Genomic DNA, 22,812 nt, shown 5'->3' on the forward strand with positions numbered 1-22,812 from the left:
CCGCGAGGCGGCGGGATCGGCAGGGCGGAGGAAACGATCAGCGATAGGGGTAGCCGGCCTTCTGCATCGTCTCGTCATACTTCTTGAAGGCGGCGACGACCCGGCCCGCGCGCGGGCTGGAGGCGGCGACCTCGTCCCAGAAGCCCTTGGAGTCGGCCACCACCTGCGCCCATTCGGCCGGCGGCAGCGAGGTGAGCTCCATCTTCTGGCCTTCCACGCGCAGCTTGGCCTCGCCGCCCCAGTACCAGACGTCGCGGTAATAATGCGACTGGTCGATGCTCATCAGGAACAGTTCCTTGAGGTGCGGCGGCACCTTGGCCCAGCTCGGCGAGTTGGCGAAATAGCTGCCGAACCAGGCGCCGGTGACCGAGTTGGTCAGCGCGTAGTTGCACACATCGGCCCAGCCCACCTCATAGGCCTCGGTGAAGCCGCACCAGGCGACGCCGTCGAGCTCGCCGGTCTGCATGGCGACTTCCACGTTGTCCCACGGGATCGTCACCGGCACGAGGCCGTATTTCGACAGGAACTTGCCGGCGGTCGGCACGCCGAACACGCGCAGGCCGGCCATGTCGGCAAGGCTCTTGATCGGCTTGTTGACGGTGAAGATGTGCAGCGGGTCCCAGGCGCCGGTGGACAGCCAGGTGACGTTGGGCACGTCGGCGTAGGCTTCTTCCCAGATTTCCTTCAGGCCGTAATAGCGGAACAGCGCCGGCACATCGAGGCTGTAGCGGGTGGCGAAGGGGAAGTAGCCGCCGAACACGGCGATGTCGACCGGCGAGGCCATGGTCGCCTCGTCGGACTGCACCGCGTCAAGCGTGCCGGACTGCAGGGCGCGGAACAGGTCCGAGGTCGGCACCAGCTGGTCGGCATAATAGAGCTCGATCACCATCTCGCCATTGGCCGCCGCGTTGAAGGCGTCGATCTGCGGCTTGATGACGTGGGCGCCGAGCGGGGCGCCGGAATAGGTCTGCAGGCGCCACTTGATCGGGCCGGTCTGGGCGATGACGGCCGGCGCGGCCAGCGTCGTGCTGGCCAGCGCGGCGCCGGTGCCCAGCGCCGCCTTGCCGAGGAAGTTGCGGCGGGTGGAAAGGATCCTGTCGGCGGCGGCGTCCGTCTTCTTCGGGACGGGCTTCTTGGTGTCGTCGGTCATCGGTTGCTCCTCTGGTTTTCTTGGAAGGCGAGACTGCAGGAAGTCCGTTCAGCCCTTCACGCTCATATGCTCGGGAAGCCAGAGCGCGAGCTGCGGGAAGATCATGACCAGGGCGATGGTGATCGCCATGATCAGCGCGAACGGCCAGATCGACTTGTAGATGTCGACCAGGGTGATTTCCTTCGGCGCCAGCGAGCGCATCAGGAACAGGTTGTAGCCGAAGGGCGGGGTGATGTAGGCGATCTGGCAGGTAATCGTGTACAGTACACCGAACCAGATGAGCTGGTTGTTGAAGCCGAGATCGAGCGTCTTCACCAGCGGGATGTAGAGCGGCGCCACGATGACCAGCATCGCCGTGTCATCCAGGAACATCCCCATGATGAGGAAGCTGACCTGCATCATGATGACGATGGTCCAGGGGTCGAGATCCCACTGGCGGATGAACAGGTTCTCGACCGCCTTGACCGCGCCGAGGCCGTCGAACACCGCGCCGAAGGCCAGCGCCGCGAGGATCAGCCACAGGAACATGCAGGAGACGGCCAGCGTCTTCATCGACGTCTCACGCACCAGCCGCCAGGAGAAGCGGCCCTTGAGGGCCGCCGCCAGCGTGGCGGCGGTGGCGCCGACCGCCGAGCTTTCGACCAGGCTCGTGTAGCCGAAGACGAACAGGCCGGTCATGAAGAAGAAGATGGCGAAGGGAATGATGCCCGCCCGCGCCAGCGCCAGCTTCTCGCGAAGCGGCATGTGCAGTTCGGCCTCGTCGACGATCGGCGCGAGCTTGGGGTTCATCCGCGCCCGGATGACGATGTAAAGCACGAACAGCGCGGCCATGATCAGGCCCGGCACCAGCCCGGCGAACCAGAGCTTGGAGACCGGCTGGCGGGCGATCATGCCGTACAGCACCATCACCACCGACGGCGGGATGAGGATGCCGAGCGAGGAGCCGCCCTGGATGACGCCGGAGATCAGCACCTTGTCGTAGCCGCGGCGCAGCATCTCCGGCAGCGCGATGGTGGCGCCGATCGCCATGCCGGCGACGGACAGGCCGTTCATGGCGGAGATGATGACCATCAGGAAGATGGTGCCGATGGCGAGGCCGCCGCGCACGCGCCCGAACCAGACATGCAGCATCTTGTAGAGATCTTCGGCGATGCCGGACTCCGACAGGATGTAGCCCATGTAGATGAACATGGGCAGGGTCAGCATCGCGTACCAGTTGAACAGCTTGAACACCTGGTTGAACGGCAATTCCACGGCGCCCTGGCCGTACAGCAGCAGCGCGGCGCCGGCGGCGACGAAGCCGATGGCGGCGAAGACGCGCTGTCCGGAGACCAGCAGCAGCACCATCGACGCGAACATGAGAAGGGCGATTGCCTCGTAGCTCATCACAGCTTCTCCCCGCGCAGGGTGGCGATGTGCTTGAACACGAGCGCGAAGGCCTGCATCAGCATGAGCACGATGCACACGACCATGAGCGCCTTGATCGGGATGACCGAAGGGTTCCAGATCGAGAAGCGCTTCTCATTGGTGGCGATGGCGTATTGCAGGCTGGAGATGCCGCCGGTGAGCAGGACGCCGAGATAGAAGATCAGGCACCAGACGGTGACGAGATCGACCTTGGCCTTGGCGCGCTCGGACAGCGTCGCGTACCAGAGGTCCATGCGCACATGCTCATTGTTCTTGAGCGTGATCGGCCCGCCCATGAAGTAATAGGCCGCGAGGGTGAACTGGGTGAGTTCCACCGCCCAGTGGACCGGCATCTTGATGAGGTTGCGGGTGATCGCGTCGAAGATCAGCGTTCCGCCCATGACGAAGATGAGCGAGGCGGCGAGATAGCCGACATAGTCGGAAATACGCTCCGTGAAGCGAACATAGCGGGCGATTAGCCCCCATGCGCCTGCCTGCCTGCGCTCTACCGCATTGTCCACGTTCACGCCGTCGCTCCGTTACTTCCCGGTTTGGCCCACGCCTGCGGCCTGTGCGGCGCGGGACGAACACACCGCCCAAAGGCCGGGACAGCCATGTGCCGTGCCCGTGCCCTGCCGGTGCCGATGATGGATGGCCGCGGCGGAGCCGCGACCGTGCCGGAACCTAGGTGGTCAGCTTGCGGATTCTGGTCATCTTCGATCCCCTCGCACGGTGCATTGCACCATTGTTGTGCTTGCTTGCTTTTGCTGCACTTGCAATGACTGTACCGCTTTCGCTCGAGATGGGAAGCCCGAATTTTCAGTTTTATGACCATTTGGTCACGTCAATGCCATTGATCTGTCCGATCGGGAGCGATTCCGTGGATTTTCTTGACCGAACGGGCATTATGTGGCGTCTTGATCGTTGAATGCCGGGCAAGTCGGGCATTCGGGCTGGATTGACCGCCCGGTCGGGCTGACCTAACCGGTTGCGCGGGCAACGGCTCCGAACGCTCTGAAGTCACACCCGACGGCCGATGACCGCCGCCGGCCCGGGCGCGGCGCACATAGGGGGAAAACGCGTGTCACTCTCCTCGCGCCATGAGGAAATCATCGCGCTGCTGGCCGCATCGGGGGAACTGACCGTCGAGGCGCTCGCCGATCGCCTCGACGTGTCGCGCGAAACGGTGCGGCGCGATCTGGCCCGGCTCGACGCCGGTGGCCATGTCCGCCGCTACCATGGCGGCGCCAGGACGATCGTCGCGCAGGGCGCGGAGATGGAGCGGGAGTGGCCTTTCGCGCAGCGCATGGCGCAGAATGCGGCAGGCAAGAAGCGGATCGCCGCGGCGGCGCGGGAGCTTTTCCAGCCGGACGATTCCCTGTTCATCGACACCGGCAGCACGACGGTGGCCTTCGCCGAGGCGCTGGCCAGCCGCTCCTCGCTCGTCACCATCACCAATGCGCCGCGGATCGCGGCGACGCTGGCCGCCAATCACGGCCACAAGGTCTTTCTGCTTGGCGGCGCCTATGGCGCCGATGCCGGCGAGAGCCTGGGGCCGCTGGCGCTGGAGCAGATCGCTAAGTTCCGCGCGCGCCATGCGGTGCTGACCGTCGGCGCCATCGACCAGACCTGCGTGATGGACTTCGACCTGCAGGAGGCCGAGGTCGCCAAGGCCATGATCGAGCGGGCCGACCGCGTCATCGTTCTGGCCGACCATAGCAAGTTCGAGCGGCGCGCCGTGTTCGAGGTCGCGCCGCTGACACGGATACATACGCTGGTGACGGACATGGCCCCCTCCGAGCCGATGGCGCGGGCCATCGCGGCGGCCGGGATCGAGCTGATCGTCGCCGACGCCGATTGACGCTCCGCCCGGCGCGGGTTGACCGCCGTCAATGCCGCAGGTCACACGAAAATTGTACTAAGCTCCCATTGTGCAGGTGCAGCATCGCCGATGCCGCGCACGAACCGACGATGGAGCCGACATGATCGACGACGCCCTCGCCTATGCGACGGATGCCGGCCAGCGCTGGACGCTCTATCTCGACACGCTGCGCAAGCGCGGCCTGCAATATGAGGCGCATCTGGCCGAGCCGCTGCCGAACGTGCTCGATTATGCGGCGGAGGTCGTGTGCGACGGGCGCGATCTGCCGCATCCGGCGAATTATGTGCTGATGCGCATCGTGCCGCCGGAAGGTGTCGAACTTGACGAGAAGAAGCGTCCCTTCGTCGTCGTCGACCCGCGCGCGGGGCATGGGCCGGGCATTGGCGGCTTCAAGGCGGACAGCGAGATCGGCGTGGCGCTCTCCGCCGGCCATCCCTGCTATTTCGTCGGCTTCCTGCCCGATCCGGTGCCGGGTCAGACCATCGAGGACGTTGGCCGCGCCGAGGCGGTGTTCCTGGAAGCCGTCATCGCCCGCCATCCGCAAGCCGAGGGCAAGCCCAGCGTGATCGGCAACTGCCAGGCGGGATGGGCGGTGATGATGCTGGCGGCGGTGCGGCCGGAACTGTTCGGGCCGATCATCGTCGCCGGTTCGCCGCTGTCCTATTGGGCGGGCGTGAAGGGGCGCAACCCGATGCGCTATTCCGGCGGCCTGCTGGGCGGCAGCTGGCTGACGGCGCTGACCAGCGATCTCGGCGCCGGCGTGTTCGACGGCGCCTGGCTGGTGCAGAACTTCGAGAACCAGAACCCGGCCAACACGCTGTGGACCAAGCAGTACAATCTCTATTCGAAGATCGACACCGAGGTGGAGCGCTATCTCGGCTTCGAGAAGTGGTGGGGCGGCCATGTGCTGCTGAACGGCGAGGAGATCCAGTTCATCGTCGACCAATTGTTCGTCGGCAACCATCTGGCCTGCGGCGACATCCGCACCTCCGACGGCACGTCGATCGACCTGCGCAACATCCGCTCGCCGATCGTCGTGTTCTGTTCGCAGGGCGACAACATCACCCCGCCGCAGCAGGCGCTGGACTGGATTCTCGACCTCTATGACAGCGTCGACGAGATCCGCTCCTACGGGCAGACCATCATCTACACGGTGCACGACAAGATCGGCCATCTCGGCATCTTCGTGTCCTCCGGCGTCGCCCGGAAGGAACATGAGGAGTTCGCCTCCAACATCGACTTCATCGATATCCTGCCGCCCGGCCTCTACGAGGCGACCTTCGAGCCGAAGGGCGAGGCGACCGCAAGCGCGGACCTCGTGCGTGGGCAATGGGTGATGCGCTGCGAGGCGCGCGACCTCGACGATATTCGCGCGCTCGGCGGCAACGACCTCGCAGACGAGCGCCAGTTCGCGGCGGCCGCGCGGGTGTCGGAGATCAATCTCTCGCTCTACCAGGCGCTGGTGCAGCCTTTCGTGCGCGCCGCCGTCAATCCGGCAATGGCCGAGACCTTCCGCAGGATGCATCCGCTCCGGCTGCAATACGAGATGTTCGGTTCGCGCAATCCGTTCCTCGCCTGGCTCGACGAGGCCGCCGACAAGGTGCGCGGCGAGCGTGCGCCGGTTGCGCCGGACAACCCCTTCCTCAAGGCGCAGGAGCAGGTCTCGCATCAGATCGTCGACAGCCTCGAGGCCTGGCGCAAGGCGGTGGAGCACCAGTCGGAAGTCGCCTTCCGTGCCGTCTACGGCTCGCCGCTGCTGCAGGCGGCGGTGGGCATCGATCCGGTGGTGGAGCGTCGCCCGCGCAGCGCGGCAAAGAACGCGCTGCATGGCGAGCTGATCCGGCGCCGCATTGGCGAACTGCGCGAGGCGATCGGGCAGGGCGGCCTGCTGGAGGCGCTGGCCCGGGCGCTGATCTATGTCGGCCTGGCGCGGGGCAGTGCCGACGAGCGCGGCTTCTCGACCATACGCCGGCTGCGCGAGCAGCATGCGCGCGCCCGCCAGCGCACGCTCGAGGAATTCAAGCAGATGGTGCGCGAGCAGTATTTCATGCTGCTGATCGACCGCGAGGCGGCGCTCGCCGCCATTCCCGGACTGCTGCCGGCCGAGTTGGAGGAGCGGGAGCAGGCCTTCGCCATTCTGTGCGACGTGCTGGCCGCGCGCGGGCCGTTGACGGGCGTGCCGGCCGAGCGGCTGGAGGAGGTGCGCGCCCTGTTCGGTCTTTCGGGGAGCGCGCCGAAGCCGTCGCAGGAAGCCGCGCCGGCGCCGGCGGCTGCCGGTCCGAAGGGCGCGGCGCGCCGCCGCTCCTGAACCGCGGTCCGCCGCTCAGATTATCGAATATCGATCCTTTCCGATCAGGTGTGCCACCGGATCGGAAAGGCTCCAGACGGGACCCGGAGGTCGTGATGTCCATTCCTGCCGCCAGGCTGAAGCTGTTCGAGGGCAAGAAGGGACTGGTCGTCGGCATCGCCAACGACCAGTCGATCGCCTGGGGCTGCGCGCGTGCCTTCCGCGCCTTCGGGGCGGAGGTCGCCGTCACCTATCTGAACGACAAGGCGAAGCCGCATGTGGAGCCGCTGGCGCGCGAGTTGGAGGCGCCGCTCTTCCTGCCGCTCGACGCCACCGTGCCGGGGCAGATGGAGGCGGTCTTCGCGGCCATTGGCGAGACCTGGGGCGAACTTGACTTCGTGGTTCACTCCATCGCCTTCGCGCCGCGCGACACGCTGGCCGGGCGCGTCACCGACGCCCCGCTCGACGGCTTCCTGAAGACCATGGAGGTCTCCTGCTGGTCCTTCATCCGCATGGCGCATCTGGCCGAGCCGCTGATGAAGAACGGCGGCAGCCTGTTCACCATGACCTATTACGGCTCGGAAAAGGTCATCGAGAACTACAACATCATGGGCGTGGCCAAGGCGGCGCTGGAGAGCGCGGTGCGCTACATGGCGGCCGAGCTCGGGCCCAAGGGCATCCGCGTCCATGCCATCTCGCCCGGTCCGCTGGCGACCCGCGCCGCCTCCGGCATCCCGGAGTTCGACGCGCTGCTCGACAAGGCCAAGCGCAAGGCGCCGGCGCGCGAATTGGTGACGATCGACGATGTCGGCGTCGCCACCGCCTTCCTCGCCCATGACGCCGCCCGGCTGATGACCGGCCAGGTGCTCTATATCGACGGCGGCTACCACATCATGGATTGAGCCCGCGCGAAGCGGCCGGGTCGCGCCGCGAGCGCGGCCCGGCCGCTATTCTCGGCGGCGTCTTCGGCAGCCTCAGTGACCGCCGAAGACCAGGGTCTGGATCGGCAGGATAAGTGCCTGGATGCGCAGCAGCAGCGCATGGACCAGCGCCACCGTATCGACGACGTGGAGATAGAGCCCCCGCAGCGTGCCGACCTCGCCCGAGGCGAGGAGCTCGTGATTGCTCGAATAGGCGTTGGCGACGCAGCTCGATCCCGGCGGTATGCCGTCGAGACCGCCCTCATAGAGCGGTTCGAGGGAGACGGTGATGGTTCCTGGAACATTGACCTGCTGGGCGTCGAGCAACTGCTCGCCGCCGCGGAACTGGCCGGCGGCGATGAAGTCCTGCACGCTGGCGACGACCATCGGGATGATGACGAAGGGCTTGGACAGGCAGGTGGCTTCCGCCACCATGCCGACCCGCATCACCTGCGCCTCGATCTGGCCGAAGCCGGCGATCAGCCGCTCGCGCCCGGCCCCGTCCGGGATCAGCACGCCGGCGGAGCGCATCATCGGGTTGACGACATCGCCGACCCTGAGCGCGAACTGTTCGACGCGGCCGGTGACGCCGGCGCGAAGCACGGTCTTGGCGAGCGCGACCTCGGCCTCGGCAAGGGTGGCCTCGACGCTGGCCTTCTGCGCCGGGAGCAGGGTTTCGAGGCGGATGAGGGCGCCTTCCTTCGCCGCGATGGCGGCGTCGACGGCACCTTGGCGGCCGTCGACCACGACCTGCAGCCGCTCCAGTTCGCGCCGCGAGACGACGTCGGCATTGCGGGTGTTGAGCTCGGACTTGGTGTCGAGTTCGTCGCGCGCCTGCTGGAGCGCCTTCTCCGCCTGGGTGATCTGAGCGTCGGCGGCCGCGACGTCGGTGCGGGCGACGGTCATCGCCGCGTCGGTCTCGGTGATGCGCCGGCGTGCGGTCTCGACCGCCGCCTCCTGCGCGGCATCGTCGAGCCGGAGGATCGGCTTGCCCTGTTCGACATGGTCACTGGCGCCGACATAGATCTCCGCGACACGCCCGATCGTCTCCGGGACGATGGGCACGGTGCGGAAATAGGCGGTGACGTTGCTGGTGGAGGGGTGGTTGTAGAAAATGATGGTGATCAGCGTGATGGTGAGCATCAGGCAGGTGGTGATGCCCCAACGCAGTTCAAACCATACGGAGTAGAGCGTGATCTCGCGGCCGAACCGCTTGCCTTGCCCATAGCGGCGGTACAGGTAATCCGGGAGGATCGTGAGCATCGAACACAGCATGAGCTCAAGCATGCGCGCGACCCTCCGGCGTCGCGGCGCCATGGGCCGTGCCGTGATTCCCGTCGCCGTCGCGCGGTTTGGGTTCGGGCGGCGGAAGGCCGGCAACCACTTCCGCCGCGCGGGCGATGCGGTTCAGCGGCGTTCCGAAGTCCGGAATGTCGATGAAGGCCAGCAGCAGCGCCGCCACCCAGAGCAGGTGGGCATGGGTGAACAGGGCGAGCAGGCAGAGCACCGCCACGATCTCGAACTGCAGCTTCTGGCCGCGATGGGCCATGCGCTCGGGCAGCGAATGCAGGTGCAGGAACAGCACGCCCGCGAGCAGCACGGAAGCCACCAGCGTGACCGCCGCGACGATCATCAGGCCGTCGGTCGCGCCTGGCGCCGTGATGAAGAACGGCAGATGCTCGGAGGCGAGGGGGTGAAGCGGCGGGGTCATGCCCACTCTCCGGAAGGGGCGCGGCGGCCTTTGGGGGACGCCGTGCCGATGTGACATTCTAAGCTCGCCGGCCGATCGCCTCGTCCGGCCGGCGAGGCCGCGACTCTACTTCTTTCCCCAGGTAAGGAACATCCCCACGTCGCCCGGCATGCCGTTGGGCCAGTCGACGATCATCGCCGAGAGACCGTAGCCGGCGTGCTTGAGGTGGTCGCGCCACAATTCGTAGGCCTGGCGGGGACGCCCGGTCAGCGTCTCCGGCCAGCTCGATTCGGCGTTGTTTACCGCGCGCCCGTGATCCTCGCACAGGCTGTTGGGAAAGCGCATGACCATGATCTCGGTCTCGCCGCGCTCGGCGGCGGCGCGCAGCTTGATGAGGAGGTTCTGGGTGATCTCCTCGATCTTCTGCTTGGTCAGCTCGATCGGCTGGGCGAGCGTCTTGGCCAGATCGTCCTTGGCGTGCCGGGCGCGGTCGATCGCCTCCACCGCCTCGTCGGCCCGCGCGGCCGCGACCTTGTCCATGTAGCCGCGAAGATCGGCGGCGGACATGAAGCTCTCGTCGCCAAGCACATGTTCCTTGCCGGGAGGGGTGGTGCCGGTATCACTCATTGTCTTGCTCCGTCGCGTCCTGGTCTATGTCTGGCGGATCATCGTGCGGGGGCGATTCAGAAGACCTCGGGCACATGGTGCCGGATGTCCTCCGGCTCCACGTAACTTTTAGGCTTCTGCCGCTTGGGAAGCTTGATCTTGTCGCGCTTGGGTGCCTCATACGGCACCTTCGAAAGCAGGTGGGTGATGATGTTCAGCCGCGCGCGCTTCTTGTCGTTGGAATCGACGACGTACCAGGGCGCCCAGGCGTTATCGGAGGCGGCGAACATGATGTCGCGGGCGCGCGAATAGTCGTACCAGCGGCTGTAGGACTTCAGGTCCATCGGCGAGAGCTTCCAGATCTTGCGTGGATCATGGATGCGCTGTTCGAGGCGCCGGGTCTGTTCTTCCTGCCCCACCTCGAGCCAGTACTTCAGGAGAATGACGCCGGATTCGACGATTGCCCGTTCCACGGCGGAGATGGTGAGGAGAAACTTGTCGGCCTGTTCGTCGGTGCAGAAGCCCATCACGCGCTCGACGCCGGCGCGATTGTACCAGCTGCGGTCGAAGATCACGACCTCGCCGGCCGCCGGCAGATGCGGCAGGTAGCGCTGCGCGTACATCTGCGATTTCTCGCGGTCGGTGGGGGCAGGAAGCGCGATAACGCGGAAGACGCGCGGGCTGACGCGTTCCGTGATCGCCTTGATCACGCCGCCCTTGCCGGCGCCGTCGCGCCCTTCGAAGAGAATGCAGATCTTCGCGCCGGTCGCCTTCGCCCATTCCTGGAGGCCGACCAGCTCGCCATGCAGGCGTTTCAGTTCTTCGTCGTAGGCCTTGCGGGACAGCTTCTTCTTTTCGGCGGCGTCGCCGGTCGCCTTGCTCATGTCACACGTCTTTCAATCGACATCGAACGCGTGCGCTGCACGGTTCGACATCGGTTTCCCCCTAGGATCGGACAGTGTCGCTGCTCGATCTATTCTTTAATAGTGGCACTATCGTCTCGTCGTGCCTAGCTGCCGCTCGCGTCAGGCGTCGATCCGACGGACGACGTTTTTGCATGCTGAAGGAAAGACAGGCTTGCTTCCTTGACTTTCCTCAAGAACAGCGGGTGTGAAAACGGCCATCAATGTCCTCGTTCCGCATTTTACTTTGCCCGGCACACATCAGGTGGCCGGTTTGAGGCCGGCAGATCGCGGATATGGCGACGAGGCCGATCAACTGGCGCCTTGAGAGCGCCGAACCCGCCGAGGAGCCTCCCCGAGATGACCGATATCCTGGCACATTCGCCTGCCGCCAAGCCGGCCTCATCATCCGCCACCCCACGGGCGGGAAAGCTGACGCTGCTGCCGCTGGTCGCGCTCGTCGTCGGTTCGATGATCGGCGGCGGCGTGTTCAACCTGCCGAGCGACATGTCGCGCGGGGCCTCGCCGCTTGCCATCGTGATCGGCTGGGTGATCACCGGCATCGGCATGCTGATGCTGGCCTTCGTCTATCAGGGTTTGTCGTTGCGCAAGCCGCACCTCGACAACGGGCCCTATGCCTACGCCAAGGCGGGCTTCGGCGACTTTGTCGGCTTCAACAGCGCCTGGGGCTACTGGATCAGCGCCTTTCTCGGCAACGTCGCCTATGCGGTGGCGATCTTCTCGGCGCTGTCCTACTTCGCGCCGATCTTCGGCGACGGCAACAACGTCATCTCCATCATCGGCGCCTCCGCCGCCCTGTGGGGCATCCACGCGCTGATCCTCAAGGGCGTGAAGGAGGCGGCCTTCGCCAACGCCATCACCACGGCGGCCAAGCTGGTGCCGATCCTGGTGTTCATCCTGGTCGCTATCGTTGCCTTCAATTTCGACCTGTTCCTCGCCGCCTTCCGCAACATCGGCACGGGAACGGGCGAGGGCGCCGGGCTCGGCAACCTGTTCGAACAGGTGAAGAGCACCATGCTTGTCACGCTGTGGGTGTTCATCGGCGTCGAGGGCGCCAGCGTCTATTCCGCCCGCGCCGCGAACCGGGCCGATGTCGGACGCGCCACGGTGATCGGCTTCGTCGGCGCGCTGATCATCTATGTCCTCGTCTCGCTGCTCTCGGTCGGCATCATGTCGCAGCCGGAACTCGCCGGGCAGAAGGTGCCCTCGATGGCGGGCGTGCTGGAATATGTCGTCGGGCCGTGGGGCGCCGGGCTGATCAATCTCGGCCTGATCATCTCGGTCGGCGGCGCCTTCCTGAGCTGGACGCTGCTCAGCGCCGAGATTCCCTACACCTGCGGCAAGGACGGCACCTTCCCGCGCTGGTTCGCGGCCGAGAATGCGCGCGGCACGCCGATCAACTCGCTCTGGGTGACGAACCTGTGCGTGCAGGCCTTCCTCGTGATGACCTACTTCTCCAAGGACGCCTACAATTTCTTCTACTTCATCGCCTCGGTGGCGATCCTGCCGCCCTACGTGTTCTCGGGTGGTTACGCGCTCAAGCTGGCGCTGAGCGGCGAGACCTACAAGGGCGGCGACGAGGGGCAGCGCCGGCGCGACCTGATCGTGGGGCTGGTGGCCACGCTGTACGGCCTGTGGCTGGTCTATGCGGCGGGGCTCCAGTACCTGCTGATGGCGACGCTGCTCTTCACGCCCGGCCTCATCGTCTACGCCATCGCCTGCCGCGAGCGCGGGGCGCGCCCCTATACCGGGATCGATCTTCTGCTGGGGCTGGCGATGATCGCCCTTGCGGTGCTCGCCTTCTACCTGATCTGGACCGGCGTCATCAGCCCGCTCTGAGCGGCGGCCGGCATGGCCTGGCCCGCGGGGCGCCCTGTCCCGCGGGATATCCCGCGGCCGGCGGAGCGGCGGTGGCCGCCGGCCGGTTCGCGCGCCGATCGGGTGTCCGCGCCAATCCCCCTTCCTCCCTCAAGGAGACGTTCCATGTCCTTCAATCTGCGCAACCGTTCCCTCCTGACCGTGCAGGACTACACGCAGCGCGAATTCCAGTATCTGCTCGACCTCGCCCGCGACCTGAAGCGGGCCAAGTACTCGCGGACCGAGGAGCCGCATCTGAAGGGTCGCGAGATCGTGCTGATCTTCGAGAAGACCAGCACGCGCACGCGCTGCGCCTTCGAGGTCGCCTGTCACGACCAGGGCGCGCATGTGACCTATCTCGACCCGGCCGGCTCGCAGATCGGCCACAAGGAATCCTTCAAGGACACGGCGCGCGTTCTGGGGCGCATGTTCGACGCCATCGAGTATCGCGGCGCCTCCCAGCACGGCGTCGAGCAACTCGCCAAATATGCCGGCGTGCCGGTCTATAACGGCCTGACCGACGAGTACCACCCGACCCAGATGCTCGCCGACGTGATGACGATGCGCGAGCATTCGGACCGCCCGGCGCACGAGATCAAATACGCCTATGTCGGCGACACGCGCTCGAATATGGGCCATTCGCTGATGATCGTCGGTTGCCTGATGGGCATGGACGTGCGCATCGCCGGCCCGAAGAAGCTGTGGCCTTCCGATGAGTTCGTCGCCGTCGCCCGCAACCTTGAGAAGCGGTACGGCGCCACGCTCACCATCACCGACGATCCGCAAGCCGCCGTGAAGGGCGTCGACTTCATCCATACCGACGTCTGGGTGTCGATGGGCGAGCCCAAGGAGGTATGGGCCGAGCGCATCGAGCTGCTCACGCCGTTCCAGGTCAACGCGGCGCTGATGAAGGCGAGCGGCAATCCGCGGGTGAAGTTCATGCACTGCCTGCCCGCCTTCCACGACACCGAGACCGCGGTGGGCAAGGACATCGCCGACAAGTTCGGCATCACCGACGGGCTGGAAGTGACCGACGAGGTGTTCGAGAGCGAGGCCAACATCGCCTTCGAGCAGGCGGAGAACCGTTTGCACACCATCAAGGCGCTGCTCGTCGCGACCCTCGGGGACTGACGCCATGCTCATCGTCACCGCCCTCGGCGGCAACGCGCTTCTGCGCCGTGGGCAGGCGCTTACGGCCGAGAACCAGCGCGCCAACATCGTCGTCGCCGCGCAGGCGCTCGCGCCCGTCGCGATGGAACACCAGCTCGTGGTCGGGCACGGCAACGGCCCGCAGGTCGGCCTGCTCGCCCTGCAGGGCGCGGCCTATGACAAGGTCGAGACCTACCCGTTCGATGTTCTCGGCGCGCAGACCGAGGGCATGATCGGCTACATGATCGAGCAGGAACTCGGCAATCTGCTGCCGATGGAGCGCTCGCTCGCCACGCTCCTGACCATGGTCGAGGTCGATCCGGCCGATCCGGCCTTCGGCAACCCGACCAAGTTCATCGGGCCGATCTACCCGAAGGACGCGGCCGACCGGCTGGCGGCCGAGAAGGGCTGGGTGTTCAAGGCCGACGGCGAGAGCTGGCGGCGCGTCGTCGCCTCGCCGACGCCGAAGCGCATCTTCGAGCTGCGGCCGATCCGCTGGCTGCTGGAGCAGAACACGGTGGTGATCGCCGCCGGCGGCGGCGGCATCCCGACCATGTACGCACCGGGTGAGGAGCCGGGGCAGAGGCGACGTCTCGTCGGCGTCGAATGCGTGATCGACAAGGATCTCGCCACCGAACTGCTGGCGCGCGAACTCGGCGCCGATCTTCTCGCCATCCTCACCGATGTCGACGCCGTCTATGTCGACTGGGGCACGCCGAAGCAGCGCGCCGTCCGCCGGGTGTCACCCGACGCACTCGCCGCGCTGTCCTTTCCGGCCGGCTCCATGGGGCCGAAGGTCGAGGCGGCCTGCCGCTTCGCCCGCGAGACCGGCAAGCGCGCCTGCATCGGCTCGCTCAAGGATCTTTCCGACATCATCGCCGGCCATGCCGGCACGACCGTGACGACGGAGGAAAGCGGAATCCGCTTCGCCGACATTCAGGGAGCAGCGTCATGAGGCAGTTCGGTGTGCATTCCGAGGCCGGCCGGCTACGGACCGTGATGGTCTGCCGGCCGGGCCTCGCCCATAAGCGGCTGACCCCCGGCAATTGCCGCGAGCTGCTGTTCGATGACGTGCTCTGGGTGCAGGAGGCGCAGAAGGAGCATTTCAACTTCTGCAACAAGATGCGCGATTTCGGCGTCGAGGTGCTGGAGTTCCACGACCTGCTGGCGCGCGTGCTGGAGACGAAGGAAGGCCGCGAGTGGGTGCTCGACCGCCGCATCACCGCCAATCACGTTGGAGCCGGCATGCTGGGGGAGCTGCGCGCCTGGCTCGACGAGATGCCGGCGGCCAAGCTCGCCGAGCACCTGATCGGCGGCATTGCGCGCTTCGAGCTGCCGTTCCAGCCGCGCGGCATGTTCGGCGCCTATCTCGGGCCGAGCGACTTCGTCATCCCGCCGCTGCCCAACACCATCTTCACCCGCGACAATTCCTGCTGGGTCTATGGCGGCGTGACGGTGAATCCGATGTACTGGCCGGCGCGCAAGCCCGAGACGCTGCTGGTGAGCGCGATCTACCGGTTCCATCCGGAGTTCCGCGGCGGCGACTTCAAGGTCTGGTGGGGCAATCCGGACGAGGATTTCGGTCCCTCGACGCTGGAGGGTGGCGACGTCATGCCGGTGGGCAACGGCGTGGTGTTCGTCGGCATGGGCGAGCGCACCACCCCGCAGGCGGTCGGCCAGATGGCCCGCGCGCTGTTCGACAATGGCGCGGCGACGCGGGTGGTGGCCTGCCAGATGCCGAAATCGCGCGCGGCGATGCATCTCGACACGGTGTTCACGCTGTGCGACCGCGACCTCGCCAATGTCTTCCTCGATGTCTGCCAGCAGATCACCTGCTACAGCCTGCGGCCGGGCGACGACGGGGAGGATGTCGACTACCACATCGAGAACCGCCCTTTCCTCACCGAGGACGGCACCGGGGTCGCGGCCGATGCGCTGGGCCTGCAGCATCTGCGCATCATCACCACCGGCGGCGATGCCTATGAGCAGGAGCGCGAGCAGTGGGACGACGGCAACAATGTCGTGGCGCTCGCACCGGGCGTCGTCGTCGGCTATGAGCGCAACTCCTACACCAACACCAAGCTGCGCAAGGCCGGCATCGAGGTCATCACCATCGAGGGCGACGAACTCGGGCGCGGGCGTGGCGGCGGCCACTGCATGACCTGCCCGATCCTGCGCGACCCGCTTTAGGCGCGGGACATGGCGGCGGGAGGAGGTGACCCGCCGCCGGCTCAGCCGCCGGAGGCCTCGTCCGTGGCCTCGACCGGGGTGATGTCCAGTGACTGGAACTGGATCTCGCCGGAGGCGAACCGCTCCGAGGTCGAGCGGGCGTCATGCACCAGACGCACGAGCTGCGCCTGGCAATGGGGCGCATCGGGGATGGTGAAGTCGAAGGTGAAGTCCCGCCACTGGCGCGGCGAACCCAGCAACTGGTCCGACTGTCCGGCGACCGGGCCATTCGGGTAACAAGATACCTGCCAACGCATGCCGCGCTTGGCCGACATGACGCCCTTCTGCTGCCCGGAGAAGCGATAGGTTCCCGGCCGCAGGAAGCCGATCTGGTACACATTGCCGAACTTCACCTGCCCCACCCCGAAGCGCACGCGCAGGATGCGGCCCTTCTCGCCGGCCGGCTTGGGCACGAAGTCGACGAAGGCATTGGTCGAGCGCGGAATGTTCCAGTTGAACGGCAGCGCGCTCGGATTGCCGGCGAAGTCGAGATTGTTGACCGGCCGGATGTTGAGGATCTCATTGCTTGGCAGCAGCTGCAGCCAGATGTTGTAGGCCGCCGGGATTCCGCCCTTGACGGTCATGCGCGCCTGCAGGAACGGGATGAGCTCGCGTTCCGTGGGCGGGCTCCCCGCTTCCTTGAGTTGCAGGAAAAGAGCGAGCGGCGCGTCGGAGGCGGAGAGCTGCCGGCCGAGCGTGCCAAAGAACAGCCGGCGCCAGCTCGGTTGCTGGACCAGCATGGCCGTCAGCGCATCCCGGCCCTCTGGCGTGAGGATCAGCGAATCGAGATAGCTGAGCGTGTAGAGATTGAGCGCTGGCCGGGTCTTCAGGAGTATGTCGGCCATCCGCACCACGCCCGGATAGTCACGGCGCTCATAGTCGTGGTGCAGCAGCCAGAAGGCCGCGACGGTCTCGCGGCGCGACCGGGCGATCGCTTCGACCATCGCCTGCCGGCTGGTATCGAGATCGTCGGATGTGTCGCCCCGCATCCGGAAGGCCGCGGCGTTCAGGGGCGCGCGTTCGATCACGCGAGTGGCGAGGTCGTGGATATTGGCCCGGTGTCCGGCGATTTCCGCCGCCGTCGGGGGAGGGGCCTCGGTGGCCGTGTCGGCGGTCTCGGCGGGAGCCGGCGGCTCGGACGGTCCTTCCGCCGCCGGATCGGGCATTGCCACATCGGCCGGCGAGCTCTCCGCGAGGGTGCCGGTGTCGGTGGCGGTGCCTTCCTCTTCGGTGACGGCCGGAAGGTCGGCCATTGCCTGCCGTTCGGCACGCGCCAGCGCCAGCAGAGCCTGGGGATGCCCGGGATGGAGCAGGAGGGCGAGCTGGGGATGGCGATCGGCGATCGCCATCGGCAAGGAGGTGGTCGCGATGAAACCCGCCAGCAGAAGCCCTGCCGCGAGGAACGCGGCCGACCGCACCGGATGCACGGCGATGGCAAGTCGCAGATTGCGCAGCCACACCAGGCGCGGGCGCCGTTCGCCTCCGCTGTCGCGCCGTCGCGACGGCCGTCGGCGTGTCTTCGGTTCCCGGCCGCCGGAAAGCACCGTCATTGTGTTCTCCAGAACAAGCTCCAGAGCCGCAGCCAGAACGAGCCGCCCTCGATCTTGCGCACGCTCAGGGGAAGGAAGCGCCGCCGCGCGCGGGGCACGATCTGGACGGCGCTGGCGGGGCGGCGTCCCTTGCCGGCATCCTTCGCCGCCGGCTTCTTGCTGGTCGACTGTCCTGCCGACCTCTCACCGGCCGTCCTCACGCCGGCCGATCTCGCACCGGTCGTCCTGGCGCCTGCCATCCTGGCACCAGCGGTGTTCTCGCCGCCCGGGCGGGTCTTGGCGGTGCTTTCCGGCGGTTTGCTTCGCGCCGCGTCGGTGCGCCCGGCCTTGCGAAACGGGCTTCGCTTGGCGCCATCATCAGGGACGGCAGCGGCGGGGTGTTGCCGGTCGTAGCTGGCGCGCCGTTCGTCGCTCTTGAGGTCTTCCCAGGCGCGCGTGACGCGGGCGCTGAACACCTCGCGGTCGGCGATCGCGCGAGCGCGCGAGGCCTGCAGGTCCGGATGCAGCCAGCGCATGAGCAACGCCATGTTGCGCCGGAGTTCGTCATGCGTGGAGGAGCGGGAACCGCCCAGCACGCGGTAGCTGTCCGCGTGGTAGTCGAACTGAGCCTGCTCGATGAAGAAGCAGGCGGCCTCCTGCAGCATGCTGCGGGGCAGGCCGGTGCGCTGCTCCGCCGCCACCAGCGTGGGCTCTTCGCCGACGGCGATGGCGAGCACGACGAAAACGCCCGCCGGCAGTTCCCTCCGCTGCAGTGCGCGTGCCGAGACCGGATCCTTGAACAGCGCGAGCGCGGCGTCGAGCGCGTCGAACTCCGCCATCGCTCAGGCCACTTCGGATTCGTTCGACTTCGGCTCGCGGCGCGCGAACTTCGGCAGGAAGCCCTTCACGCCGCCGGACTCGCTGCGGTCCACGTTCTCCGTGCCGTAGCCGTATCCATAGCCGTAACCATAGCCATAGGTGGCACTGCGCAGGTCGAACTTGGTCAGAACGACGCCGATCGTCACGGCACGTGCGAGCTGGAGGCGCCGCAGCGCGTTCCGCGCCACCGCCCGACGCCCGTCGCCGGCACCGGTCACGAAGATGGTCGCCGCGGCCGCCGCGCCGAGCAGCTGCGCATCGGCGATGCTGAGCATGGGCGGGCTGTCGAAGACGATGAGGTCGTACATTTCCAGTCCGACCGAGATCAGCGAGAACACATGCGTCCCGCCGAGGATTTCCGCCGCGTTGGGGGGCAGCGGGCCGGAGGCCATGAAGGTGAGGTTGGCGATGTCGGTGGGCTGGATCACGTCGTGCAGCGTGGCCATGCCGGTCAGGCAGTTGGTCAGGCCGACCGCGTTGTCATAGCCGAGCTTGGTGTGGACCGAGGGACGGCGCAGATCGGCGTCGATCAGCAGCACCTTCTTGCCGGTGATGGCGAAATGGCGCGCCAGCGCGATCGCGGTGCTCGATTTGCCTTCGGAGGCGCCGGCGCTGGTGACGACGAGCGTGCGCGGCAGGCCGGTCTCGGTGGAGAACTGCAGCGAGGTCGCCAGCGAGCGATAGGCCTCGGCCAGTGCCGAACGCGGATCGCTCAGCTCGGCGATCAGGCCATTGGGGAACTGGGCGCGCGGCACGATGCCGAGGATCGGCAGGCCGGTCGCCTTCTCGGCATCCTCCGGCGTGCGGATGCGGTCGTCGAGCAGCTCGATGAGGTTGGCGGCGGCGAAGCCGGCGAGCAGCCCCAGCATGATCGCGCCCACCACGATGAGCAGAATGCGCGGATGGGACGGGCTGCCCGGCGGCAGCGCACGGTCGACGATGAAGATGTTGTTGGTGCCCACGCCGCTGGCGACGTCGACTTCCTTAAAGCGCTGCAGCAGGTCGTTGTAGAGGTTGCGATTGGATTCGACCTCGCGCTGCAGCACGCCGTACCGCACGCTCTTCTTCTGCAGGTCGATGACCTCGGCGCGCAGTTCGGTGATCCGGTCGCGCATCTGCGCTTCCTGGTTCGCCGAGGATTCATAGGCGGCCTTGAGCGAATTGCGGATGGTGGAGACTTCGGTGGCGAGCTGGCGGTCGACCTCGGCGATCTTGTTGGCGATCTCCACCATGGCGGGATAGCCGGGCTTGAAGGTCTCCAGCTTCTCCTCGTAGTCGCGCTTGAGCGCGTTGCGCTGGGTGCGCAGCCCGTCGATCACGTTGTTGGTGAGGAGCTGCGGCAGGTTGATCGCGGTGGCGCTCTCGACCTGCTGCCAGAGCTGCTCGTCGCGGATGCGGTTGGAGATCAGCTGCCCGAGCGCGGTGTTGGCGGCGGCGAGGTTGCTTTCGGCGATCGAGACCCGGTCATTGGTCTGGACCATGTTCTCGCGCTCGGAGAAGGCGATCATCGCCTTTTCCGAATCCTCCAGCCGCAGCTTGAGCTGCTTGATCTGGTCCTCGAGAAACACCTTGGCGTAGGAGCTCGCCTCGAAACGCTTGTCGAGATTGGAGGCGACATAGGCGTCCGCATAGGCGTTGGCGACGGCGGCCGCGCGCAGCGGCGAAGGGTCGGTGTATTCGATGTCGACCAGGCGCGAGGTGGGGACGGGATGAATCTCGACGTCCCGCTTGATGCGTCCCACCGCTCCGGCGCGTCTCCGGTCCTGCACGGCGGCGGGGTCTTCCTCTTCCGGCGGGCCGGAGAAAAGACCGAACAGGCCGCTCAGGAATCCCGGCGTGGGGACGCCGAATTCCGGATCCTGTTCGAGCGCCAGCGATGCCACGACGCGCTCGGACATGGCGCGGCTTTTCAGGAGCTCGTACTGGGTCTTCTGGAACTCGGTTCCGCCCTGCTCGGTGGGCGAGGTCATGCCGCCATCGACGATCTTGCCGGGCTCGCGGTCGATCTGGATGCGCACCCCGGCGGTATATTGCGGCGTCGCCAGGAAGGAATAGGCGAGGCCGACGGCGAAGAAGGCGCCAGCGGTGCCGAGGATCAGCGTCCGCCATTTCCACGCGACAGAGATCATATGATGGAGGGCGGCGGCCAGCTCCGATTCCTGGGCCGGTTCGGCCGCGGGATAGGCCCCAACGCCGTAGCCATAGCTCTCGCGCACCGCCGGCAGGTTGCGGCCCTCCGGCACCGCCGGGAGATTCCGTTCGCCTCCGCCCGGGCGGCCGCCCTCCACGCCCTCGTCCCGCATCAATCCGTCTCGATTTCCTTTTGCCCGCCGTTCCGCTGCTTGCCGCAGCCGATCACACCTGTCTTTTACAATAGCATGAAGGCGTTCAACAGCGGCACCGCCCGCATAATGTACGACAGGCCGATCTTCAGGTCGGAGGACGGTACCATGACGATGTCGCCGGGCTGCATATCCGGGTCGTCAGCCTTTTGCGAGCGCAGATCCGCCATGTTGAACCGGGCGGCAGCGCTCTTGCCATCGACCTTGCGGAAGACGATCAGCGAGCCGTCGGCGACCTCCTCGAGCCCGCCGGCCATCGCCAGCGACTGGAGCAGGGTCATCGGCCCCTGCATGGGGAACACGCCCGGCTTCTTGACCGATCCTTCGACCGTGATCCGGTGGCTGTTATATTCCTTCACCAGAACCGTGACCTGCGGGTTGCGCAGATAGTTGCCGCCGAGCTTGGTGGCGAGGTCCTTCTCGATCTCGCTGACGGTCTTGCCGCTTGCCTGCACCTCGCCGATCAGCGGGTAGCCGAACTTGCCACTCTCGGACACTTGCACCGTCTTGGTGAGGTCCTCGACCTTGAATACGGTGATGTCGAGCACGTCCAGCGGCCCGACCCGATAGCCGTCGCTGCCGGGCGTGCCGGCAGCGGTGACGGCGCTGACTTCGCTGGCCGGGACGTGCGCGGTCTCGCCGCTGACGGGAATCGCCGCGCCGGTGGTGGACGGCGCGGCCGTGGACGATCCGGCCGTGGATGATAGGGCGGCCGTGCGCGACGCGGATGTCGGCGCCGGTGTGCCGGTTTCCGCGAAGCTGGCGGCGGAGGTGCTGGAGGCCATGCCGTCGTTGAGAGCGGTGCCCTTATCGGTCGAAGAAGCGACGCAGCCGGCCAAGAAGATCGCCGCCGCCAGCGCGGCGATTCGTGCGGACACTGTCCCTGTCTTCCCGCCCAGCCTCATCGAACCGTTCCACCGCTCTCGGCGCGCTCTCGGCGGCCGCCCTGTTCAAGACAATGTCCCTCGGTCGCCCTGCGACCATCTGCTCGGCTTCCGCCGCGCCGACCAGCCTCGCCGCCGCCTCGCGTCCAGCGGCGAGGTCCGGCGGACGTCTCACTGTATCATGCGCATCACTTGCGAGGATATGAACGATTCCCTCGCTGATCATCCGCTCGGCCCAGTATTTCGGCCGGCGTCCGAATCGGCCGCTCAGTGATCCCGAGGTGACTTGCATCCAAACCCCGCGATCGGCCATGTGCTGGACCAGATCGTATTTTTCTTCCACCCATTTAAGCCGTTCCGGGTGGGTAATGATAGGGACGTAATTAGCCAAAAGAATGTTGAAGACCAGTTCGTCGAGGCGTGCCGGCGCGACGTTGTGCGGCGGCTCCACCAGCACGTAGCGCGTATCACCCAACGTCAGCATGCGCCCCTTGCGCAGCTCGTCCACGAAATTGGGTATGACATGATTGTCCGCGCCGGGGATCAGGATGAGCGGAAGGCCGGCGTCGTCGAGCACCCGCTGCAGCGCGTCCACGGCGCTGCGGATCTGGGCGCCTTCATTGTGATAGACGCCGGGCAGTATGTGCGGGGTGCAGGCGACGATCTCGACGCCCTGATCGACCTGCATGCGCGCCATCTCGAGCGCAACCGACAGGTCGGCCGCTCCGTCATCGATGCCAGGCAGAATATGGCTGTGGAGGTCGATCATCGGCAGAACTCAGGATCGCTCCGTACTCGCCTCTTCCCGGAACCCTCAACGCCGCATGGCCGGCACACCGGACCGCCAGGCGACGTCAACTTTGCCGGGGGCTTGAGTCTGCACGCTTATAGTGTTCGACAGTGACCGCTGCAACCGGCGAAACGGAATCGTCCTTTGACGCGTCGCCCGCGGCGCAAGCAGAAAGCCAAGGAGGGGCTACACTTAAGTCATTATTAACGACCTCGATACGAGGTTTCATCGGCATCCATACGTATTTGTTGTATTTTGGCCGCGCTCGCCACAAACGTGTGTCCTTCG

Annotated in this window: 19 protein-coding genes; 7 read left to right on the forward strand and 12 right to left on the reverse strand. The window is 66.5% G+C overall.

The annotated features are described in order from the left end of the window. Positions 1 to 37: 37 nt before the first annotated feature. The 3 genes from AC1PZ7_RS06055 to AC1PZ7_RS06065 are packed head-to-tail and all read right to left on the reverse strand — an operon-like array spanning position 38 to position 3,084. Entirely contained in the window at positions 38 to 1,150 is a 1,113-nt protein-coding gene (locus AC1PZ7_RS06055; protein ID WP_482358595.1) for a type 2 periplasmic-binding domain-containing protein, read from the reverse strand. Positions 1,151 to 1,198: 48 nt separating this feature from the next. Next, positions 1,199 to 2,536, reverse strand: coding sequence for a TRAP transporter large permease (locus AC1PZ7_RS06060; RefSeq protein ID WP_482358596.1), 1,338 nt, complete (start codon positions 2,534 to 2,536; stop codon positions 1,199 to 1,201). After that, on the reverse strand, positions 2,536 to 3,084 hold the full coding sequence (locus tag AC1PZ7_RS06065) for a TRAP transporter small permease subunit (RefSeq protein WP_482358597.1): 549 nt from the start codon (positions 3,082 to 3,084) through the stop codon (positions 2,536 to 2,538). The genes AC1PZ7_RS06060 and AC1PZ7_RS06065 overlap by 1 nt, the downstream gene beginning before the upstream one ends. A 554-nt stretch (positions 3,085 to 3,638) precedes the next feature. Between AC1PZ7_RS06065 and AC1PZ7_RS06070 the strand changes: the two genes are divergently transcribed. From AC1PZ7_RS06070 to fabI, 3 genes are all read left to right on the forward strand, one after another. Further along, on the forward strand, positions 3,639 to 4,418 hold the full coding sequence (locus tag AC1PZ7_RS06070; protein WP_482358598.1) for a DeoR/GlpR family DNA-binding transcription regulator: 780 nt from the start codon (positions 3,639 to 3,641) through the stop codon (positions 4,416 to 4,418). Positions 4,419 to 4,539: 121 nt separating this feature from the next. Next, positions 4,540 to 6,747, forward strand: a complete 2,208-nt coding sequence (locus AC1PZ7_RS06075) for a DUF3141 domain-containing protein (protein WP_482358599.1) — start codon at positions 4,540 to 4,542, stop codon at positions 6,745 to 6,747. A gap of 95 nt (positions 6,748 to 6,842) precedes the next feature. Then, the gene (gene fabI, locus AC1PZ7_RS06080; RefSeq protein WP_482358600.1) at positions 6,843 to 7,628 is read left to right on the forward strand and encodes an enoyl-ACP reductase FabI; all 786 of its coding nucleotides are present in this window, start codon (positions 6,843 to 6,845) and stop codon (positions 7,626 to 7,628) included. A gap of 72 nt (positions 7,629 to 7,700) precedes the next feature. Here the strand turns inward: fabI and AC1PZ7_RS06085 are convergent, their stop codons facing one another. The 4 genes from AC1PZ7_RS06085 to ppk2 form a co-directional block, all read right to left on the reverse strand. Then, positions 7,701 to 8,933, reverse strand: a complete 1,233-nt coding sequence (locus AC1PZ7_RS06085; RefSeq protein WP_482358601.1) for an HlyD family secretion protein — start codon at positions 8,931 to 8,933, stop codon at positions 7,701 to 7,703. Next, positions 8,926 to 9,357 (reverse strand): hypothetical protein, encoded by a 432-nt coding sequence (locus AC1PZ7_RS06090; RefSeq protein WP_482358602.1) that lies wholly within the window; start codon positions 9,355 to 9,357, stop codon positions 8,926 to 8,928. Before AC1PZ7_RS06090 ends, AC1PZ7_RS06085 begins: the two co-directional genes overlap by 8 nt. Positions 9,358 to 9,462: 105 nt before the next feature. Then, positions 9,463 to 9,963 carry a hypothetical protein gene (locus AC1PZ7_RS06095; protein ID WP_482358603.1) on the reverse strand — a complete coding sequence of 167 codons (501 nt, stop codon included), beginning with the start codon at positions 9,961 to 9,963 and terminating at the stop codon, positions 9,463 to 9,465. Positions 9,964 to 10,019: 56 nt separating this feature from the next. Next, on the reverse strand, positions 10,020 to 10,826 hold the full coding sequence (gene ppk2, locus AC1PZ7_RS06100; RefSeq protein ID WP_482358604.1) for a polyphosphate kinase 2: 807 nt from the start codon (positions 10,824 to 10,826) through the stop codon (positions 10,020 to 10,022). 378 nt (positions 10,827 to 11,204) lie between these two features. Here ppk2 and arcD point away from each other — a divergent pair, with 378 nt between their 5' ends. The 4 genes from arcD to AC1PZ7_RS06120 all read left to right on the forward strand — a co-directional run bounded on the left by arcD (position 11,205) and on the right by AC1PZ7_RS06120 (position 16,061). Further along, positions 11,205 to 12,704, forward strand: coding sequence for an arginine-ornithine antiporter (gene arcD, locus AC1PZ7_RS06105; RefSeq protein ID WP_482358605.1), 1,500 nt, complete (start codon positions 11,205 to 11,207; stop codon positions 12,702 to 12,704). A gap of 144 nt (positions 12,705 to 12,848) precedes the next feature. After that, positions 12,849 to 13,853: an ornithine carbamoyltransferase gene (locus AC1PZ7_RS06110; RefSeq protein ID WP_482358606.1), complete on the forward strand. Its 1,005-nt coding sequence runs from the start codon at positions 12,849 to 12,851 to the stop codon at positions 13,851 to 13,853. Between the two features lie 4 nt (positions 13,854 to 13,857). Continuing rightward, complete coding sequence (gene arcC, locus AC1PZ7_RS06115) at positions 13,858 to 14,826, forward strand: carbamate kinase (RefSeq protein ID WP_482358607.1); 969 nt, start codon at positions 13,858 to 13,860, stop codon at positions 14,824 to 14,826. Continuing rightward, complete coding sequence (locus AC1PZ7_RS06120; RefSeq protein WP_482358608.1) at positions 14,823 to 16,061, forward strand: arginine deiminase; 1,239 nt, start codon at positions 14,823 to 14,825, stop codon at positions 16,059 to 16,061. The genes arcC and AC1PZ7_RS06120 overlap by 4 nt, the downstream gene beginning before the upstream one ends. 41 nt (positions 16,062 to 16,102) lie before the next feature. Here the strand turns inward: AC1PZ7_RS06120 and AC1PZ7_RS06125 are convergent, their stop codons facing one another. The 5 genes from AC1PZ7_RS06125 to AC1PZ7_RS06145 all read right to left on the reverse strand — a co-directional run bounded on the left by AC1PZ7_RS06125 (position 16,103) and on the right by AC1PZ7_RS06145 (position 22,503). Continuing rightward, a complete protein-coding gene (locus AC1PZ7_RS06125) occupies positions 16,103 to 17,650 on the reverse strand; it encodes a hypothetical protein (protein WP_482358609.1) in 1,548 nt (515 codons plus the stop codon). Next, positions 17,647 to 18,468, reverse strand: a complete 822-nt coding sequence (locus tag AC1PZ7_RS06130) for a J domain-containing protein (RefSeq protein ID WP_482358610.1) — start codon at positions 18,466 to 18,468, stop codon at positions 17,647 to 17,649. Before AC1PZ7_RS06130 ends, AC1PZ7_RS06125 begins: the two co-directional genes overlap by 4 nt. Positions 18,469 to 18,471: 3 nt before the next feature. Then, positions 18,472 to 20,811 carry a GumC family protein gene (locus AC1PZ7_RS06135; protein ID WP_482358611.1) on the reverse strand — a complete coding sequence of 780 codons (2,340 nt, stop codon included), beginning with the start codon at positions 20,809 to 20,811 and terminating at the stop codon, positions 18,472 to 18,474. 65 nt (positions 20,812 to 20,876) lie between these two features. Next, complete coding sequence (locus tag AC1PZ7_RS06140) at positions 20,877 to 21,755, reverse strand: polysaccharide biosynthesis/export family protein (RefSeq protein ID WP_482358612.1); 879 nt, start codon at positions 21,753 to 21,755, stop codon at positions 20,877 to 20,879. After that, entirely contained in the window at positions 21,658 to 22,503 is an 846-nt protein-coding gene (locus AC1PZ7_RS06145; RefSeq protein WP_482358613.1) for a tyrosine-protein phosphatase, read from the reverse strand. Before AC1PZ7_RS06145 ends, AC1PZ7_RS06140 begins: the two co-directional genes overlap by 98 nt. Between the last annotated feature and the right edge of the window lie 309 nt (positions 22,504 to 22,812).

This window comes from Ancylobacter sp. TW_SC_1 (assembly GCF_056836805.1).